Origin of the sequence: Paraglaciecola marina (genome assembly GCF_004360155.1) — a bacterium.
Taxonomy (GTDB): domain Bacteria; phylum Pseudomonadota; class Gammaproteobacteria; order Enterobacterales; family Alteromonadaceae; genus Paraglaciecola; species Paraglaciecola marina.
The window spans coordinates 230,363-249,390 of sequence record NZ_ML178720.1 but is presented as its reverse complement, the minus strand read 5'-3'; the positions used below and the strand labels follow the sequence as shown (position 1 = coordinate 249,390).

The 19,028-nt window shown below is 40.9% G+C and carries 14 protein-coding genes and 1 tRNA gene; 6 read left to right on the top strand and 9 right to left on the bottom strand.

The genetic code is table 11. The annotated features are described in order from the left end of the window. Nucleotides 1-11 precede the first annotated feature (11 nt). The gene (locus EOK74_RS01115; protein WP_133468059.1) at nucleotides 12-2,546 is read left to right on the top strand and encodes a S8 family peptidase; all 2,535 of its coding nucleotides are present in this window, start codon (nucleotides 12-14) and stop codon (nucleotides 2,544-2,546) included. A gap of 375 nt (nucleotides 2,547-2,921) precedes the next feature. Here the strand turns inward: EOK74_RS01115 and EOK74_RS01110 are convergent. The 7 genes from EOK74_RS01110 to EOK74_RS01080 form a co-directional block, all read right to left on the bottom strand. After that, nucleotides 2,922-2,998 (bottom strand) — tRNA-Arg (locus tag EOK74_RS01110). A 208-nt stretch (nucleotides 2,999-3,206) separates the two neighbouring features. Further along, on the bottom strand, nucleotides 3,207-4,205 hold the full coding sequence (locus tag EOK74_RS01105; RefSeq protein WP_239023956.1) for an MBL fold metallo-hydrolase: 999 nt from the start codon (nucleotides 4,203-4,205) through the stop codon (nucleotides 3,207-3,209). Between the two features lie 20 nt (nucleotides 4,206-4,225). Next, entirely contained in the window at nucleotides 4,226-5,398 is a 1,173-nt protein-coding gene (locus tag EOK74_RS01100; RefSeq protein WP_133468057.1) for a heme biosynthesis HemY N-terminal domain-containing protein, read from the bottom strand. A 2-nt stretch (nucleotides 5,399-5,400) separates the two neighbouring features. After that, nucleotides 5,401-6,660 carry a uroporphyrinogen-III C-methyltransferase gene (locus EOK74_RS01095; protein ID WP_133468056.1) on the bottom strand — a complete coding sequence of 420 codons (1,260 nt, stop codon included), beginning with the start codon at nucleotides 6,658-6,660 and terminating at the stop codon, nucleotides 5,401-5,403. Next, nucleotides 6,661-7,416 (bottom strand): uroporphyrinogen-III synthase, encoded by a 756-nt coding sequence (locus EOK74_RS01090; RefSeq protein WP_133468055.1) that lies wholly within the window; start codon nucleotides 7,414-7,416, stop codon nucleotides 6,661-6,663. 3 nt (nucleotides 7,417-7,419) lie between these two features. Next, nucleotides 7,420-8,349, bottom strand: coding sequence for a hydroxymethylbilane synthase (hemC, locus tag EOK74_RS01085; RefSeq protein WP_133468054.1), 930 nt, complete (start codon nucleotides 8,347-8,349; stop codon nucleotides 7,420-7,422). Nucleotides 8,350-8,513: 164 nt separating this feature from the next. Next, nucleotides 8,514-8,978: a YHS domain-containing (seleno)protein gene (locus EOK74_RS01080; protein ID WP_133468053.1), complete on the bottom strand. Its 465-nt coding sequence runs from the start codon at nucleotides 8,976-8,978 to the stop codon at nucleotides 8,514-8,516. Between the two features lie 258 nt (nucleotides 8,979-9,236). Between EOK74_RS01080 and EOK74_RS01075 the strand changes: the two genes are divergently transcribed. Beyond that, the gene (locus tag EOK74_RS01075; protein WP_133468052.1) at nucleotides 9,237-10,292 is read left to right on the top strand and encodes an HD domain-containing phosphohydrolase; all 1,056 of its coding nucleotides are present in this window, start codon (nucleotides 9,237-9,239) and stop codon (nucleotides 10,290-10,292) included. 1 nt (nucleotide 10,293) lies between these two features. Then, nucleotides 10,294-14,484, top strand: coding sequence for a transporter substrate-binding domain-containing protein (locus EOK74_RS01070; RefSeq protein ID WP_133468051.1), 4,191 nt, complete (start codon nucleotides 10,294-10,296; stop codon nucleotides 14,482-14,484). 73 nt (nucleotides 14,485-14,557) lie between these two features. Here the strand turns inward: EOK74_RS01070 and EOK74_RS01065 are convergent, their stop codons facing one another. Further along, the gene (locus tag EOK74_RS01065) at nucleotides 14,558-15,229 is read right to left on the bottom strand and encodes an alpha/beta hydrolase (RefSeq protein WP_133468050.1); all 672 of its coding nucleotides are present in this window, start codon (nucleotides 15,227-15,229) and stop codon (nucleotides 14,558-14,560) included. Nucleotides 15,230-15,240: 11 nt separating this feature from the next. Next, the gene (gene cyaY, locus EOK74_RS01060) at nucleotides 15,241-15,561 is read right to left on the bottom strand and encodes an iron donor protein CyaY (RefSeq protein WP_133468049.1); all 321 of its coding nucleotides are present in this window, start codon (nucleotides 15,559-15,561) and stop codon (nucleotides 15,241-15,243) included. A 108-nt stretch (nucleotides 15,562-15,669) separates the two neighbouring features. Between cyaY and gmk the strand changes: the two genes are divergently transcribed. From gmk to spoT, 3 genes are all read left to right on the top strand, one after another. Next, nucleotides 15,670-16,317 (top strand): guanylate kinase, encoded by a 648-nt coding sequence (gene gmk / locus EOK74_RS01055; RefSeq protein WP_133468048.1) that lies wholly within the window; start codon nucleotides 15,670-15,672, stop codon nucleotides 16,315-16,317. 90 nt (nucleotides 16,318-16,407) lie between these two features. Continuing rightward, the gene (rpoZ, locus tag EOK74_RS01050) at nucleotides 16,408-16,680 is read left to right on the top strand and encodes a DNA-directed RNA polymerase subunit omega (protein WP_133468047.1); all 273 of its coding nucleotides are present in this window, start codon (nucleotides 16,408-16,410) and stop codon (nucleotides 16,678-16,680) included. Between the two features lie 215 nt (nucleotides 16,681-16,895). Then, nucleotides 16,896-19,028 carry a bifunctional GTP diphosphokinase/guanosine-3',5'-bis pyrophosphate 3'-pyrophosphohydrolase gene (gene spoT / locus EOK74_RS01045; protein WP_133468046.1) on the top strand — a complete coding sequence of 711 codons (2,133 nt, stop codon included), beginning with the start codon at nucleotides 16,896-16,898 and terminating at the stop codon, nucleotides 19,026-19,028.

Below are 19,028 nucleotides of genomic sequence, written 5' to 3'. Positions count from 1 at the left end.
AAGGAAGCTTAATGGCGAACAATGAATTTAATAAACCACACTTTTTTCTTAATTCAATTTCAATAGCTCATAATTTTACTACTCCAAGTAGGCGTATCCCTCCAAAAAATATACCAAAACAAAACCGCCAGACACATAGCAGTAAATTACGAGGTGACCTTGCATCTGTTTCAACTGAATTAAATACTTTAAAGGAAGATGCGAAAGAGATCCCTTTACAAATGGGTATCGGTATTCAAGTAGAGTTTGAAAGTTTTCCTGATATTGAGATGGCTATTGGAAGTCTCGCTAGTGAGACTCAAAAAATTGAATTGCATAACATAAAAACTATCACTCAGAATGATCATACTATAACCACCGCCACAGTCTTCATTCCTGATGGAAAATTGCATGTTTTTGAACAAAAAATCACTGAATATTTAAACCAAAATAAAACTGTAAAGGGGAAACCGAGGGATAATCAAAAGTTGATTGATTCAATACAATCAATTCGTTCAGCTGCGTTCACAGCGATTTGGTCTGACGATGAATCCTTATTACCTACTGATAAAAATCAGTCTGTTTGGTGGGAGGTTTGGCTATCAACGCCTAAAAGAAGTAAGCAAACGACAAACCAATATGAAGAGATTCTTTCTGATTTTACGTTAATCGCCAATCAACTGGAAATTGTTGTTTCACCACATAAACTTCGATTCCCTGAACATACGGTCATTCAAGTTGAAGCCACTCAAAATCAACTAGCGAATAACACGTTACTGTTAAGTAGAGTAGCAGAGATTAGGGCCCCCAAAGTTACTGCTGACTTTTTTGATAGTTCTGAGAGTGAAGAGCAAGCGCAATGGTCACAAGATTTAGTACAGCGTTTAAGTCAGCCAAATAGTGGTAACGAACCTTATGTCTGTATTTTGGACACAGGTGTAAATGTTGAGCATCCTTTGCTCTCTCCTTTTGCTGATCTAAAGGAGCAATTAACAGTAACTGATGACAGAGTTCCGGTAGATAATAATGGGCATGGAACAGGCATGGCTGGTCTTGCTATGTGGGGGGATTTAACCGATATTTTTGATTCAAAAGATGTAGTTTACGTTAACCACAAATTGGAGTCGGTAAAAGTTCTAGGGCATAGTGGGGGCAATAAAGATAAACCTTTAGGGAAAGTAACATCTGATGCAGTAGCGATAGCAGAAAATGCTAACCCAAACCGAATACGTACATTTTCGATGTCGCTATCAGCAAAGACTGGGACTGACAGAGGGCGATCATCATCTTGGTCAAGCACGTTGGATTCGTTAGCTGCTGATTATTTAGGTGAAGGAGAGGCCCCTCGATTATTTACAATTTGTGCGGGCAATATTGCCGACAGTCTAACTGAGTTGATGAATTATCCAGATTACAATCAATTACAAGATATACATGATCCAGCTCAAGCATGGAATGTTATTACAGTTGGTGCTTATACGAACAAAGATACTATTTCAGAATCTACAGATTGCCAACCGTTGGCTAAAGCAGGGGGATTATCACCGTATAGTACCACTTCCCTTGTATGGGATAGCAAAAATGCTCCAATCAAACCTGAAGTGGTTTTTGAAGGTGGTAATGTTGGTATAGATCAATATGGATGTGCAGGGATGCACGATTTAGACTTGCTGACTACTCATCATGATTTTTCAACACGACATTTTCAAGCAATTAATGCTACCAGCGCGGCCACAGCACTTGCAGCCAAATTTACAGCACAAGTAAATGTTGCGTATCCTAATCTCTGGCCTGAGACCATCCGAGGGTTGACCATTCATTCTGCAGATTGGACGGATGAAATGTATAAATTAGTTGCTGTAAAGCGAACAGACCAGAATATTAAAAAAAGTGATATGAGTAGCTTAACTCGCATGGTCGGATTTGGTGTCCCAAATCTAGAAAAGGCTATTAAAAGCGCTAATAACTCATTGTCTTTAGTGATACAAGATGAACTTCAGCCATTCCATAAAGAAGGTTCAGTTAAAACGAAAGATATGCATCTGCATGATTTACCTTGGCCTAAAGACGCTTTACAAGCTATTGGTGAAGCAAGTGTAGAAATGACTGTAACCCTTTCTTATTTTATAGAACCCAACCCATCTAGTCGGAATATTCTAAATAAATACAGCTATGCTAGCCATCAATTGCGTTTTGACGTAAAGCGCCCCGAAGAATCTGACATTGAATTTCAGAGACGAATAAATGCTGCTACTGAGGGGGGGAGACCCGATGATTCACCAAGTGATTCAAATTGGACTTTAGGAGCTGGAATTCGCCATCGTGGATCTGTACATAAAGATATATGGCGAGGCAGTGCCGCTGAACTTGCGGCACGTGGACAAATAGCAATTTATCCAGCTAGTGGTTGGTGGAAAACTCGGACCTCTCATGAACGTTGGGACTCCAAAGCGAGATATTCCCTGATAATATCGCTTTCAGTGCCTGAAGTGGATGTTGATATATATACTGAAGTTGAAACTAAAATTGCAGCGATGGTTGCTACAGAGGTTTCTGTTAAGATATAGGACTTCACTTTCCTTGATACCTCAAAGACTAATTTAAGTATCTAGGTAATTATTCACTCTGCGAAAACTCAAGTTACATTCGATTAAACCACCAAAATATCATAGTACTAAATGTTCAAAGTGCTACAGAATTGCTTTTAGGAAGTTTTTGTTTTTAAAGTTGGCTTAAACCCCTTTAAAAATGGCGCACCCAAGAGGATTACAAAATACATCCATGTATTTTGCCCTACGGGCCGTCGCAAGCGACGTTCAAAATTGTTCCTGACAATTTTGTCGAACAGATGAGTTGAATTCGCTAGGGTGCTTAAGCTAAAAGAAACTTTGAATCGCTAAGGTTAATTAATAGTTAGGAGTCTTTATCTGACTTTTTAAAAATGGCGCACCCGGCGAGATTCGAACTCACGACCTCTGCCTCCGGAGGGCAGCGCTCTATCCAGCTGAGCTACGGGTGCAATCAGTTTTTTAGCTGCATTGCAGTTTGATTGTTTAACTCAACATAGGGTTGAGCTTGGGTGTTGACTATCGTTATTGAGCGTGTGATTAATCAAACATTTTTGCTGTAGATAAATCATTCTCACGTCAAGCGAGCGCTGATTCTAATGAAAACCTCTGACTTTTCCACTGTTATTTAAATTTATTAGTACTTAGCTTATTCACTGACTATAAAACCACTCGTTGGCCTTGTTTTGCGATAACAAAGTTAAAGCATAGTGGGTTGGTGGCTTCTAGCTGTTGTTTAATCTTTATTTTAGGGTCTAGGTCACTTTTTAGGCTGTATTTGATATGGCTAATGATGATTTGCATATCGTTAAATTGGGATTTATCACTAACCAATTCATAAAATTTATTGAGTTCTTGATGTAAATATTTGGGGGTGAGGTGCCCAAACAAGAGGTTGTCGGGTCTTTGGTTGTCGAAGGATACTTCGATGACTATGCCCCTCAAGGTTTTGGTTTGCATTTGTTTGGCTAGGTACTGCCAAATGGCTGCTAGTTTGCCTTCTTTTTCCACTTCGTCTGGGCCGGTGTCACCAAAGTAAACAAACATGTCTTGGTCTTTTTCTATTACAAAGGCGGTGGATTCTAAAGGGTGGCTCAAGCTAAAAGGCGTGACTTTGAGTTGGGTGTCTTGTAGTGAAACCTTTTGCTGGGCAGTTAAATCAATAACTGGATATTTGTTTAAATGGGGTATAACTCCACGGTTGGTGAAATTGGCCCATGCTTGCCAGTTAAAATAGTTGCCACTCATGGTGTTGTTGACTGAGGGCAAGGCATAGATAGGTTTAGAGCTATCGTCTGGTGATGCAATTAATAAACCTGCCACATGGTCTAGGTGGCCATGACTAAGTAAGTACCCTTTTACGTGGTGGTGTAAAATGTTGCCTGCGGCTGAAAGGCTAGCGTCTGGTTTACGCTTTAAACCAGCAAATGCATGGTTTTCTATGGCTACATTGATACCGTTAACGAGTGTGCCTGAGTCTAAGGCTATGTAGTTTTCTTCTGTTAAAGCGCGCAGTAAAAAGGCACTTAAGTTGCCGTCTTGTATGCCACCCGTATCGCCTAAAGTGATTAACTCAAAAGTGGGGTTGGCAGGCTTTGCTATGGCTGGTGTTGTCCAGAACAGCACCATAGCAATAATGAGTCCTGATACTTTTAACATCTGTGTACCTTGAGTCATCTCTATTTAGCGTGCTGCATGCTTTGTTTATAAAGCTGCAAGGCTTGGCCATCGTCGTGCTGGTTTTCTTTAATGCTGGCCATAAGTATTAAGTCTGCTTGGTTACTATCAAGTTTAATGGCTTTGGCTAAAGCTTTTTCTGCCAAGACATCATCACCAGAATTATGGGCAATATTGCCAAGTACCGACAATAGTTCTACGTTTTCGTGATCTTGTTTCAGCCAAGCTTCTAGCTTTTTAATGGCTAAGCTTGGGTTAGGCAGTTTGATTTGCCTAAACAATGGCAATAACAAAGGGTGTGGCCCTGATTTTTGATATTCAACTAAGGCACTTTCAGCGTCTGAATGTAGCCCTTGATCTATTAATTGCTGAATATAGGAAGCCTGCTGTGCAGGATCTTTGCGGGTTCCACGGGGTAAAGATTGCCAGCTTTGTTTAAGTTGAGCGGCACCTTCTTTACTGGCTATTTCTGCAAAGCTGCCCTTTGACGCATGTTGCATTAAGGGCTCGTAGTCTTCGCCAAGTGGCTTTTTCCAGCCTTTCAGTTTGTCTTTAAGTAGTTGCCATTTACCTGCTTGGCTTAAAGCTTGAGCCCACAATTTAATCACAGGTACTTGGCTTTGTTGCTGCTCGTCTAAGTCTTCAATAATACTCAATGCTGTACTTGGGTCTTGTTTATTTAAAGCGTCTCGAATCAAACATAAATTAGCGGCTAATGCGGCTTTATTGTATGACGTAGCTTTTTTCCAGAATACCTTGGCTTTTTCTGGTTGCCCAAGTTGTAATTCAACGTCGGCGGCGGCTAACAGGTTAAGGCCGTCAAAGTCTACATCTTCTATTTTGCTCAGTTGCTCTCTTGCCGTTAAATAGTTAGTTTCTGCCAGTGCTAGTAATCCTTGGGTAAAGGCTTTTTGTTTTTTGCGTTGCCCCCAACTGCCTAACCAGCTTTTCGAGCCACTTGCTGCCGCCAAGGATATTTTGATAAGGAAGTTAATAAACATTAGTCCTACAAAAATGAATATCAGTGATATACATAGAGACATAACGTTCATCTCTATAATACGGCCACTAAATTCAACTAGTACATAGCCTCTGTCATCAAAAAACATGGCTGCAATCACTAGGGCGATTAGCAATACAAAAAACACCACAAAAATACGAATTAACTGATTCATAATTAGTTACTTCCGTTCACAAAGCGGCTATCTAAACGACTCTCAATGACATCCTGCAGCAAAGGTGCAGCCTCCAGCTGTGACGGGTAATTACGAGAAAAATCAGTCTGCTGTAAATTGCTCAAACTCTCTGTGAACTGCACAACTATGTCTTGCTCGGTATCAAAGTGTTCAATTAGTAACGCAAAGCCTTGTTGCAGCGCTTGTTGATATAAGGTTTGGTTTTCTTGTAAAACAGCTATTTGCGCTTGCATTAGGGCAAAGCTTAACTGCTCTTTAAGTAGCCAGCGCTGTTGTTCTGACATAAAAGGTTTGATGTCTGTAGTCACTTTTTTAAAGCTGAAGAAGTCTTTGGTCACTTCATGAAAATTGCGCATAAAGTTACTGCGCCAGTCATCTACCGAGTCAGTGACCTCTTGCTCAGCAACTTCTTCTTTAGGACGCTCAAAAAAGACCAAAGGTAAGTTATCCACTTGCTTTAACATGGCACCTAATGCCAAGGCAATGGAGCTGGTGGATACTTGATTAATTTGTTGTAGGGTTTGAATATCGGCAGCTAAATATTCGCGAACCGGTAATAAGCTTGGGTCGTCTAGATCTTGAATTCGACTATCGGCAGAGTGCAGCATCATAATGGCGGTTTTTACATCGTGTTCTAACCATAATTTACGGCCAGCCATACGCACTAAATAATCAGCTTCGGCTAATAACCAATCTGCGGGGCGTCTACCAGAGATTTCGGTTAACTGCTTTTGGTTGCTTTGTGTTTGTGAGTCTGTTAATTGTAACTGCTCTACTAGGCTACTAACGCTTGCTTGTAGCCCTTGGTTTTGTTGCTGTATTTCAGCTATAAGTTGTTGGTTTTCAGCTAAGGTCCGGGTGACTTTTTGTTGTTGTGTGGCAATTAAGTTTTGCTGTTCAACTAGTGCCCCACTTTGTCGTGCAGACTGCCCTTGCCATTGTAACCATGCCCAGTAACCAGCGCCAATAATGGCGACGAGTATCAGTAAATTAATAACAGTAACAAACCATAACAACCCAGTTTTAGCCTTGGGGCTAGAATCAGCTGTTTTAGTGTTTGAGGATGACTTTCTGGAACTAAAGCTAGGCTTAGATTGAGTTGTAGATTTGTCACTACTTCTAGTGTTAGTGGCAGACTTTGCTGCTGAACTGGGGGCGGCTTTATCTTTTGCTAGTTGTTTTTCGAGTTCAGCTAACGCTTTTTGGTCTGCCGCACTTAAATCATCTTTGTTATCTGCCATCTAAAGCTCCGTAGAATGTCTTGCGCGAGTCAAATAAAGCTGTGCGCATTGAATAATTGCCTTATCACTGGCATCGCGGCTGACATGAATATGGTTAACGCCCATTTTCTCTGCGATTTCTGCGGTACGTTTGCTTACCACTATCCAGTCTCTTGTTTGTAACCAAGTGTTTTCAAAATGTTCGAAGGCTGCTTGAATAACCTCGCCACTGGTTGCAATAATGCAACGAATTTGTTCTTGTTGCCAGTCTTGTGTTGACTCGGGCTTGGCTATTTTAACCCGTTCGTAGACTTCCCACTCATCAACCAGTGCGCCTCGTTTCTTTAAGGTATCCACTAGTAATTCTCGGCCACCATAGCCTTTCATGATAATAATTTTTTTGTCTGAGACTTGATTAAGCTGAGGTAGAGCCAGTAACCCTTCAGTGCGGGCTTCAATTGGTGTAATAACATCAAAAGCGGCCTTTCGTAATATATCGGCAGAGCTATTACCTACCGCAAAAAATACTATTTTCTCAGGCCAAGTGTTTTTAAGTTTAATGCATTGCTCTGCAGCTACTGTGCTGGTGACTATGACATAAATAGGTGCTGCAAGGGCTTTATTTAGGGCTGCGATTTTAGCGGGTAAAAGCTCAATAGCCTGAGAGTCGAGTTGGGTATCAATAAGACCACAGGCAACGGTTGCTATATTTGCATTGTTAAGTGCTAATGCGCTTTTAACACATTTACCTTGCGGCCTTAGTAATAAAAAGCTCAAAGCTTAGTCTGCGTGTAAGGCTGCAAGTATTTCACCTGCCCCTTGGTCAAGTAATTGCTGTGCGACTTGCTCACCAACCTGTTCTGCTTGTTCATATGTTCCAGTAGCAGTGGCGTGAAGTAGGGTGGTGCCATCTGTTGAGCCAACTAAACCTCTTAAGGTGATTTGTTGTTGTTCTAGGGTGGCAAAACTACCGATTGGAACTTGGCAGCCGCCATTTAGCTTAGCGTTCATGGCGCGCTCGCAGCGAACTCGGATTGCTGTCTCTGGGTGATTAAGTGGCGCTAAAAGCTCAATGAGCTCTGCATCATCATTGCGACACTCTATACCTACAGCCCCTTGGCCTACTGCCGGTAAAGATTCGTTTGCCGGAATTTCATAGCGAATTCGTTCTAACATGCCAAGTCTAATCAAGCCTGCCGCCGCCAGTATGATGGCGTCGTATTCACCGGCATCTAGTTTGGCTAAGCGTGTATTCACGTTACCCCGCAAATCTTTGATTATCAGATCTGGGCGCATTTTTCGCAATTGGCATTGGCGACGTAAACTAGAAGTGCCCACTAGGGCATTTTGAGGTAGCGATGCCAAATCGTTAAAGGTGTTAGATACAAAGGCATCAAATGGGTTTTCTCGCTCACAAATCGCGTGTAATCCAAAACCTTCAGGAAAATCAACTGGCACATCTTTCATTGAGTGTACGGCAATATCAGCTCTGCCTTCGTTCATGGCAATTTCTAGCTCTTTGATAAATAAGCCTTTACCACCAATTTTAGCTAAAGGAGTATCAAGGATTTTGTCGCCTTGAGTACTCATAGGTACTAACTCAACTTGAACGTTTCGGTGAGCTTTTAATAAAGCGGCCTTTACATATTCAGCTTGCCATAACGCTAAGGCACTTTTGCGTGTTGCGATACGGATAATGCGGGTTGCCATAACACTTCCTAAATAACAGTGATCACGTGATCGTATGATTGACCTTATTACGTGGATCTTATCAGGCTGATGGCGGCTTGGCTAAAAACAAATTAGGGTTTTTAAAAATGTATGAAAACCCAGCCTGTTATAACAGGCTGGGTTGCTATTAAGGTTCAGTGATATTACTGATATTCATTAACATCGGTTACTTCTGGGTATTTTTGATCTGCTGAAAGAATGTCTGCTTCTAGGTTACTAAACCAGTCTTCTTGGACTTTCTTGTTGTAATTCAAATACAGTTTGCCGTCTTCTATAAACCAAATTTCAGGGTCTATACTTGCGGTTTTGCCTGAGGCCATGGCCCATGCACAGTAACCGCCATACTGGGCAGCATACTTCTCAGGCTCTTGTTTAAACAACGCTAAGTTTTCTTGGCTAGAAAAATGCCAGTCAGCATCACGCCATGTGAATGTAAATTTGTCACTGCCTTTTACTGGCTTGCCTTTGGTGAAGTAAGCAACGGTATCGTAACCTTCTATGGCGGTGTTATTAAAAATTCCGGTTTTTACTGCACTATCGGCAGCTAAAGCGGGCAAAGCAAAGATAGTAAATACTAATATACTGATGGTTTTTAAAAATTTGTTCATAGGGTTCTCCAGTTAACTGAACAATCATTGCTAAATGAAACCGGAGATTTATTAAAATGATTTCATCACTTTTTTATCACACACTTAGAAGTTTTAAGATAAGTGTAATAAACCTATCCGTTACTGTTTATACCAAGATTTTTAATGCAGTCGTTATCGCGCTGGTCATATTAGTTATTTTTAGGTTCGACATCTTTTGGTAATGTTGTAAACTGCTCGGAAATTGTGCATAAGTTGTATTGAAGTAGCAGGGAATTCATGTTGAAGAGCGGCAAAGACTTACACATCCTTATTGTAGACGATGTATCTGAAAATATTCAGGTAGCGATGAATATCCTTAAGGAAGAAAGCTATACATTTTCTTTCGCTTCAGATGGACAAGAAGCATTAGATCTTATTGCAAATAACGCATTCGATCTTATTTTATTAGATATCATGATGCCAAAAATAAATGGTTATGATGTCTGCCTGCAAATTAAGCAACTCGATCATGTAAAAGATACTCCAGTCATATTTCTAACTGCAAAAGCAGACGTAGACGCTATCTCAAAAGGCTTTCAAGTCGGTGGGGTGGATTATATCGTTAAGCCTTTCCACGCCAACGAACTATTATGCAGGGTCAAAACCCATATCGAATTGGCAATATCGCGGCAAGCTTTAAAAACCCACTCCAATGAAGTTGAGGTAAAAGCGAATTTACAAGCCAGCAGGCTCACCAAAGAGATTGAAGATAACCAGTGTGAAATGATTTACATCTTAATGGAGGTTATGGAGTCAACCTCGGACGAAACCGGACAGCACATCAAACGTGTTGCCGATATTTGTAAGTTGCTAGCGCAAAAGGTTGATTATTTATCTGAAGAAGAAGTAACAAGCATATTTTTAGCCTCTCCCATGCACGACATAGGCAAAATAGCCATTCCTGAAGATATTTTGCACAAGCCAGGCAAGTTGACCGATGACGAAATGGCGATCATGAAAACCCATGCTGAAAAGGGTTATGAATTGCTAAAAAACTCAAAACGTCGTTTAACCACAGCCGCGGCAATTATTGCCCATGAGCATCATGAAAAGTGGGATGGTAGCGGCTACCCTAGGGGCTTAAAAGGGGATGAAATTCATATCTATGGGCGAATAGTGGCGCTGGCGGATGTGTTTGATGCCTTAACCCATAAGCGGCAATATAAAAGTGCTTGGACAGTAGATGATGCAGTGGAATATATCAAACAGAATAGCGGCAAGCATTTCGATCCTGCTCTAGTGGACATACTCATTACTAACTTGTCAGAGTTTTTGGAGATAATGAATCAATAGTATGAGAGTTTGCCGCTGGTTTTGTGGGATTTGGTTTCTTTTTATTGGCTTGCAACCTGTGTTTGCCGATAATGCCGCAGAAACCAAGTCTAAAGTTACATTAACTGAGGCCGAGCAAACTTGGATTGATGCTCATCCAAAAGTCATTGTGGGTGGAGGGCCCGATTGGGCGCCTTTTGATTTTGCTGATAAGCAGGGAAACTATCAGGGTATTGCTTGGGATTATCTACAGCTTATCTCCAAGTACACAGGTCTCAGCTATGAAGTGGTTATAAACAATTGGCAAGTTAATCTTGAGGGCGCAAAAAATAACAAAATTCAAATATTGGGCGCAGTCTATAAAACCCCAGACAGAGAAGCCTATTTATCTTTTTCTGAACCTTACTTTGAAGCCCTAGACTACTTTTTTATCCGTAAAGATTTACAGGTGAGCACCCTCGAAGATCTCAACGGCAAACGTATTGCTATTCCTGTTGATTTTGCCCATAGACAGATTATCCAAGAGCACTTTCCAAAAGTTGATATTGTTGATGTGCCTAATGTTGTTGCTGCAATCGATGCGGTTTTAGAAAATAGAGCTGATTTACTGTTTGACACTTACGGAGCACTTAATTACATCCTTGAGTTAGAAGGTATAAATACGATTATTCCTTTTAGGTCTACCCGTCACTTAGGTAAAAATCCACTACATATTGCATCAAGTAAAGCGCATCCCGAACTTGCCAGTATCATTCAAAAAGGCTTGGCTGCTATTTCTACGCAACAACACCGGGCCATTCAAAATCGATGGTTTAGCCGTGTCGCCGAGCAGCAAAGTGTGTTTTCTGCAGAGAATTCCTTAAATTTATCAACACCGCTGCAGGCTTGGATTGCTGCCCATCCCGTCATTCATGTTGCAGGTGATTATGCTTGGGCTCCCTTTGAATTTTCCAATGAACAAGGCGCTTACGATGGTGTAGGCCATGATTTACTGCTCGAAATTAGCCGACTAACTGGGTTGAAATTTACCTATACAACCAAGGTTTGGGAAAAATCTTTGGCTGATGTTGAGCAAAAAAAGAGTGATATATTAGTTGCGGCCTTTAAAACTGAAGAAAGGCAATCCCATTTGTTATTTTCCCTTCCTTATTTTGAGTTGTTGAACTATTTCTTTATTCGCAATGACGTTAATGTCTCCAGTGTTGAACAACTCACGGGGTTGCGCTTGGCCATAGTGCGAGATGCGGCCATGGAGCGAGAGATTCGACAACAAATCCCTGGAATGCTATTCGTCTATGTAAACTCTCCAGAGCAAGCGGTTGAACGTATTTTGAATAATCAAGCAGACGTGATGTTTGATTCACATGCTGTTGTGAGTTATTTGCTCACTCAAAATGGGATTACGAATATTATCCCATTTAAACCTCTTCCCAGTTTTCAATCTAGCCCACTACATATAGCAGTAAGAGATGACTACCAGCCTCTAGTTGATATTCTTAATCAGGCGTTGCTTCACATTAAAGGGGAGCAATTAGACGGCATTATCGATAAATGGGGGATAGAGCGGCACTTGGAAAATAAACCTAGGGTAGCGCTGAGCAAATCAGAGCAAGCATGGTTACTGGCCCATAGCAATTTTACGTTTGTTTCCGACCCTAGTTGGATGCCCTTCGAGTCGATTGATGAAGAGGGTCACCATCAAGGTATTTTGCCTGAATACTTTAATATTGTAGCTAAAACACTCAATATCAATTTTACCCATGTTAGCACTGACAGTTGGCAACAAAGTTTAGACATGATGGTGTCGAATAAGGTGAATATTGGCAGTGCTGCAAGTACCTATCAGCCTTTTCAAAAGTTGTTGTTCACAGATAGTTTTATTCAAAGCCCATTTGTCATCGTAATGCGCAATGAGTATCAATATATAGATAACGTCAGCAATGTTTTAGACAGGCGTATTAGTCTAATTGATGACTACGCAAGTACCGCAGCATTAATCGACCGTTACCCCGGAACGCAATTTGAATTAGTTTCTACTGCAAAAGCAGGGTTAGAAGATCTTTACGCTGGCAAAACAGACGTTTTCATTGGGCCTTTAGCTCAGGTTAATTACTTGGTCGCAGAAAATGGCTTTACGAATTTACAAGTCGTGGGTAAAACTAAATACGACTTAGAGCTTAGTTTTGTGGTGCAGCCAGACTTAGCTCCCCTCGTGCCCTTAATCAATAAAGCGCTGGCTAGTATGAGCACCGTTGAAAAACAGCAAATATTAGATAAGTGGGGCAACAAAGAACTGCTTGTTAAAACGGATTATCAGTTAATTTTCTTGGTGTTGGTGGTGGCGTTACTGATTATATCTTTGGTGTTTTTTTGGAACAGTCGTTTAAAACAAGAAGTGCACCTCAGAGCAGCCACAGAATTGTCTTTGAAACAAAGTGAGCGCAATTTATCTGTCGTAATCGATAATATGCCTGTCATTGTGTATGTAGTTGATGCCGCAACAAACTCAATCGTGATGGCTAATGACAACGCTGTTCAGTCACTAGGTTTACAAAAAGAGCATTTAGATACTATTTCTGGCTCTCATTTTTATCAGGGTGATAATAAAGAAACCTTCGACAAACAAATACAAATAACCACTCTTGATGGCCAAGTGATAGAGGGCATGTTGTCGATTATTGCCATTCAGTTTCACAATGAAGATGCCTGGCTACATATTATCGTGAATTTGAACGAGCGGGTGTCTATGGAGCGCGCGCTGCAACAGGCAAAAAACCATGCTGAGTCGGCGAATAAAGCAAAGTCAGAATTCTTAGCCAATATGAGCCACGAAATTCGCACCCCAATGAATGCCATTATAGGGTTTACTGAGCTACTTCACGAACAAGTTCAAGAAACCAAGCTTAAGTCTTTTGTTACTACCATTAAATCTGCAGGTAATTCATTGTTATTGCTTATCAACGATATTTTGGACTTGTCTAAAATTGAAGCGGGCAAGCTGAATATATCCAAAGAAGTATGTAACCCACACAGTGTTTTCGATGAAATTGGTAACGTGTTTACCATGAGTGTGCGCGCCAAAGGCTTAGATTTTATGTTGGACGTGGATGATAGGATCCCACAAGCTTTATTACTTGATTCAACTCGGTTAAGACAAGTGTTGTTTAATCTAGTAGGTAACGCCGTTAAGTTTACTGAATCAGGAAGCGTGACCTTGAGGGTAGTTGCAGAAAACGAAAATGCCATACATAGCAAGTTAGATTTACGCATTGACGTTGAAGATACTGGTATAGGTATTGAAGAGGCTATGCTGGAGCATATCTTTGAGAGCTTTCAACAGCATGAGGGGCAAAGTGTAAGAGAATACGGCGGGACTGGTCTTGGTTTAACCATTAGTAAGCGTTTAGTGGAGCTGATGGATGGTAAAATATCTGTTACCAGTCAACCTAATCAAGGTTCGTGCTTTTCGGTTTATTTAAAGTCAGTGGATATTATGGCTGTAGATGAAACCCCAGTAGCTTTGCCTGAAAACCTAATGTCTGGCGAGGTAGTGTTTGAGCATGCAAAAGTGCTAGTGGTCGATGATATTGAAGATAATAGAGCGCTACTCATCGAAATTTTTAAAAGCTTAGGCATTGCATGGATGGAAGCTTCTAATGGTCAAGAAGCGGTAGATATGAGTCAAACCCATCACTTTGATTTAATTATTATGGATATTCGTATGCCGGTCATGGACGGTTACGAAGCTGCAAATATTATAAAGCTTTCTCAACCTAGTCTGCCGATCGTGGCATTAACTGCTTCAGTTATGCGGGATGATTACGAGCGGCAAAGAAGAGAAAACTTTACTGGTTATTTACGTAAGCCAATTTTAAAACGAGAGCTACTAGCTGAGTTACAAAAACACTTGAAACACCATATAGTCAAAGCTGAGCCTGATAAAAACGATAGGCTGGGATTTGGCGAAGAGTTAGATATGGTACTTAAAAATACCTTTTTAGGGAGATGTGAGCAGCTCAAGCAAAGCAATAATTTGAGTGATATTGCTGAGTTTGCAAATGAACTGCTGGTACTATCTAAAACCTATCAATCTGAAGTCTTGCAGGGCTTTTCTGAGCAGCTTATTGAGGCAACTGACAGCTTTAACATAGTTGAGATAAAGTCAGCTCTTGCGCGATTTAGCCAGTTAATATCAAAGGCAGACAACACCTAATCCATTTGGTTTGCCTGCCAAGGCTTCAATCGAACCTCTAGTATGAATAACAACCCAAGTTAATAAATACTTACTACTTTAATTTTTGCTGTAACCATGCAGAGATATCATCTATCTCTTGCTTACACACACTATGTGGCATGGCATATTCGTTCCAGGTCACTGCGTATCCATTACTTTCTAAGACTTTAAATGCAGTATTACCCATCATGATTGGTACCACTTCATCTTGGTTACCATGGGCCACTAATATAGGAGTCATTTTGTTAGCGTTACTGGCTTCGGCGCTAAGTTTTTCTGGCTCGCTCATGTAACTCGACAAAGACATAATGCCAGCTAAGGTTTTTTCATAACGCGTACCAAGGTGCAGGGCAATAACCCCACCTTGAGAAAAACCAGCCAAAACAATTTTGTTTGCGGGAATACCTTTGCTGATTTCTGCTTCAATTAAGGCTTCAACTTGGGCTGCTGATTCTTTCACACCCTCGCTGTCTGCTCTGTTGTTAAAGTCCATGCTTGCAATGTCATACCAAGCGCGCATTTCCATACCGCCATTTATAGTTATAGGGCGGACTGGTGCATGGGGGAAAACAAAGCGAATAGCTAAATCTTCTGGTAATTTTAACTCTGGAACAATTGGCGCAAAGCCGTTTCCAGAATCCCCTAAACCATGTAACCAAATTACAACTGCTTTAGGTGCTTGAGTTGGATTAACTTCTACGTATGGTAACAATTCTTGACTCATAGTTAAGGCTCTTAAGTTTTTCTAAGATTGACTGTTGTTTCAGCTTGTTTAGATATGGCTTCATCTAAAAATGACCAAAACTCTACACCGGTGCGCTCGTCTATCCATTGCTCATTTTCAAAATTAAAATGATGACCATTATACTTAGTGGCCATCCACAATTGATGTAATGGTGGCTGTTTGTTGATGATAATTTTTGTACCATTTACAAAGGTCATGGTCAGAATGCTGCCTGCTGATTCATAATCAATATCTACTTCGCATTCATCTAACATTTCTTCAATATCGATAAGTAAGTCATCTGTCATTTGATGATATTGGCTGTCGTTCATGTTGCTACCTGTTAATAGTAATTAAACTTAGGCACTCGGCCCTTGATGTAGACTATGCTACCATTGCCAACTAACTGCTACATAACAATTAATAGCTAAAAGATAAAAATGCCTCAAACTCTCGGAAATTTATTTATTCTTGCTGCGCCGTCAGGTGCAGGAAAATCTAGCCTTATTAAGGCGTTATTGGAAAAACATCAAGAATCTGATGATCATAACAATGCTATGCAAGTGTCTGTTTCCCATACCACCCGAGCTCCTAGGCCTGGCGAGGTTAATGGTGTGCATTATCATTTTGTTGATCATGCCGAATTCGAAGCCTTAATTGCTGAAAACTCGTTTTTTGAGTGGGCAGAAGTTTTTGGTAACTACTACGGTACCTCTAGAGTGGTAATCGAACAGACCTTAGCCAAAGGCATTGATGTGTTTTTAGATATTGATTGGCAAGGCGCCAGGCAAGTTAAAGCACAAATTCCTGATACCGCTACTATCTTTGTTGCTCCGCCCTCAAAAGAAGAATTAAAAAGACGGTTAACACAAAGAGGGCAAGACTCTGCTGAAGTGATTGCAGAGCGTATGACGAAAGCAGTATCTGAAATATCCCATTACCATGAGTTTGATTTTATTGTGGTGAATGATGATTTTGAGGCAGCCTTAAATGAGCTAGACGCCATAGTGACCACTAGGCGCTTGCGAAAAGAGAAACAAATTATTCGCTATCAGAGCTTATTTGATAATTTATTGACGGATAATTAGTCAATACTCGATCAAATAGCTTTAAAACTGTCGCGTTAGCCAGTACACTACGCGACCTTTTTTTATATATTACCATCGACGGAGATCATCATGGCCCGCGTAACAGTTGAAGACGCAGTAGATAAAATTGGCAACAGATTTGATTTAGTATTAGTGGCTGCTCGTCGTGCTCGCCAAATTGCTATTGAAGGTAAAGAGCCTATGGTAGCACGTGGCACTGATAAGCCTACAGTTGTTGCCTTGCGTGAAATTGAAGAAGGTTTAGTGACTGCTGATACATTAGAAGCAGATACTTTACGTGATCAACAAGCACAAGACCAAGCAGAGTTTGATTCAGTAACTAATATTCTTGCAGAGCAATAAAATTTTTTGATTGTTTGCCTGCCTTAAAATGCAAGGCTGACATATTTTAAAATGCTATTGTTAGGTACTTACCTCATTGTATGTTTCGCGTACAACTTGAGGTAAGTATTTTTGGCTTTTTCAGACATTTCTGATAATTTTAATTATTGCCGTTGGCATCCCCCGAAATTACCCGTATTCTTAGATTATTCATCCATTAATAGAAAGTATTAGCTGTGTATCTCTTTGAGGGTCTTAAACAAAAGCTCGAATCTTATTTGCCGCCCGACAAGGTTGCGGATACTCAACGTGCGTTTGTTGTGGCTAGAGATGCCCATAGTGGCCAGATGCGTTCTAGTGGTGATCCCTACATCACTCATCCGGTTGCGGTTGCTGGTATTTTAGCGGATATGCGTCTTGACCATGAGACTCTCATGGCTGCGTTATTACACGATGTAATCGAAGACACCCATCATAGTAAAGAAGATTTAAGTGAGCAGTTTGGACAAACTGTAGGCGAGTTGGTTGAAGGGGTCAGCAAGTTAGATAAAATTCACTTCAGCAATAAGCTCGAAGCCCAAGCCGAAAATTTCCGAAAAATGATGATGGCTATGGTGCAAGATATTCGTGTTATCTTAATTAAGCTAGCTGATCGAACCCACAATATGCGAACACTAGGCTCTTTGCGCCCTGATAAGCGTCGCCGCATTGCCCGTGAAACTCTCGATATTTACGCTCCTATTGCCCACAGATTGGGTATCCATGATATTAAAAATGAACTCGAAGACTTAGGCTTTCAAGCCATGTACCCCTTAAGGCATAGAGCATTAATGGGAGCGGTTAAACAGGCTAGAGGCAATCGAAAAGAAATTATTGAAAACACTCGTAAAGAAGTGGAATCTCGCCTAAAAGATTTTGCAATTAATGCCCTTGTGCTAGGCCGCGAGAAGCATCTGTATTCTATCTATTGCAAGATGAAAAACAAAGAATTGATGTTCAATGAAGTCATGGACATATATGCCTTTCGAGTAGTGGTTGATTCAGTTGACCATTGTTACCGCGCCCTTGGCGCCATGCACGGTTTGTACAAACCCATCGAGGGTCGTTTTAAAGACTATATTGCCATTCCTAGAATAAATGGTTATCAATCGTTACACACTTCACTCATTGGGCCCCATGGTATTCCTGTGGAAATTCAAATCCGTACTGAAAACATGGACCATATGGCTGACAAAGGTGTCGCCGCCCATTGGTTATACAAAGACGAAAAAGAAAATAATGGCACAACAGCTCAAGTGCGTGCTCGTAAATGGATGCAGTCTTTAATTGAATTGCAACAGAGTGCCAGTTCGTCTTTTGAATTTATTGAAAATGTCAAAACGGACCTATTCCCTGAAGAAATCTACGTATTTTCTCCAGACGGTCGGATCATTGAGTTACCTCTAGGTGCGACTGCTGTTGATTTTGCTTATGCAGTGCATTCTGACGTGGGAAATAGCTGTGTAGGTGTAAAAGTTGAAAGGCGACCGTTTTCACTTAGTAAACCATTAGAGAACGGCCAAACCGTTGAAGTTATCACCTCGCCTAGAGCGAAGCCAAATGCTAACTGGTTAAACTTTGTAGTGACCGCTAGAGCGCGCTCTCACATTCGTCATTATCTTAAAAACCAGCGTGCTGAAGAAGCTGTGGTGATGGGAAATAGGCTACTCAGACATGCTTTAGGTAGGGTTAAATTAGATGATGTGTCTGAAGATGACATTAATCGAGTGGTATTGGAAACCAAGCACAGTAACTTTGATGAATTGTTAGCAGACATTGGCTTAGGTAATGAGCTTAGCGCTATTGTTGCTAGACGTTTGTTAGGAGAAAACACTAACATCGACAAGCAAGGCAATGTTGCCATTCGAGGCACTGAAGGCTTATTAGTTTCTTTCTCTCGCTGTTGTCATCCAATACCTGATGATGAAATTGTTGCCATACTTAGCCCAGGCAGAGGCATGGTGATCCATCAAAATGGTTGCAGTAATATTCGTAAACTCAGTAAAGAAGAGCCTCACCGCGTTCTGATAATGAAATGGGATGAGGATGTTAAAGGCGAGTTCCATGCATCATTGCGCGTAGAGTTAGTCAACCATCAAGGTACTTTGGCAACATTAACCAATACAGTTGCCCGTTGTGGCTCTAATATTGTCAGCCTACAAACTGAAGAAAAAGAAAGTAACGTTTATTACATTGATATTGAGTTAATGATTCAGAATCGTCTGCAATTAGCCAATGTGATGCGCAAAATACGCACTATGCCAGAGGTTCAGCGAGTTTCAAGACACAGCCAAGCCAAACTTAACAAACAAAGTATTCACAAATCTTAA

Coding starts and splice junctions, on each gene's coding strand:
- EOK74_RS01075 (WP_133468052.1), top strand. CDS start 9,237: ATGTTGAAGAGCGGCAAAGACTTACACATCCTTATTGTAGACGATGTA.
- EOK74_RS01100 (WP_133468057.1), bottom strand. CDS start 5,398: ATGAATCAGTTAATTCGTATTTTTGTGGTGTTTTTTGTATTGCTAATC.
- EOK74_RS01065 (WP_133468050.1), bottom strand. CDS start 15,229: ATGAGTCAAGAATTGTTACCATACGTAGAAGTTAATCCAACTCAAGCA.
- EOK74_RS01070 (WP_133468051.1), top strand. CDS start 10,294: ATGAGAGTTTGCCGCTGGTTTTGTGGGATTTGGTTTCTTTTTATTGGC.
- EOK74_RS01105 (WP_239023956.1), bottom strand. CDS start 4,205: ATGTTAAAAGTATCAGGACTCATTATTGCTATGGTGCTGTTCTGGACA.
- hemC (WP_133468054.1), bottom strand. CDS start 8,349: ATGGCAACCCGCATTATCCGTATCGCAACACGCAAAAGTGCCTTAGCG.
- EOK74_RS01115 (WP_133468059.1), top strand. CDS start 12: ATGGCGAACAATGAATTTAATAAACCACACTTTTTTCTTAATTCAATT.
- EOK74_RS01080 (WP_133468053.1), bottom strand. CDS start 8,978: ATGAACAAATTTTTAAAAACCATCAGTATATTAGTATTTACTATCTTT.
- EOK74_RS01095 (WP_133468056.1), bottom strand. CDS start 6,660: ATGGCAGATAACAAAGATGATTTAAGTGCGGCAGACCAAAAAGCGTTA.
- rpoZ (WP_133468047.1), top strand. CDS start 16,408: ATGGCCCGCGTAACAGTTGAAGACGCAGTAGATAAAATTGGCAACAGA.
- gmk (WP_133468048.1), top strand. CDS start 15,670: ATGCCTCAAACTCTCGGAAATTTATTTATTCTTGCTGCGCCGTCAGGT.
- cyaY (WP_133468049.1), bottom strand. CDS start 15,561: ATGAACGACAGCCAATATCATCAAATGACAGATGACTTACTTATCGAT.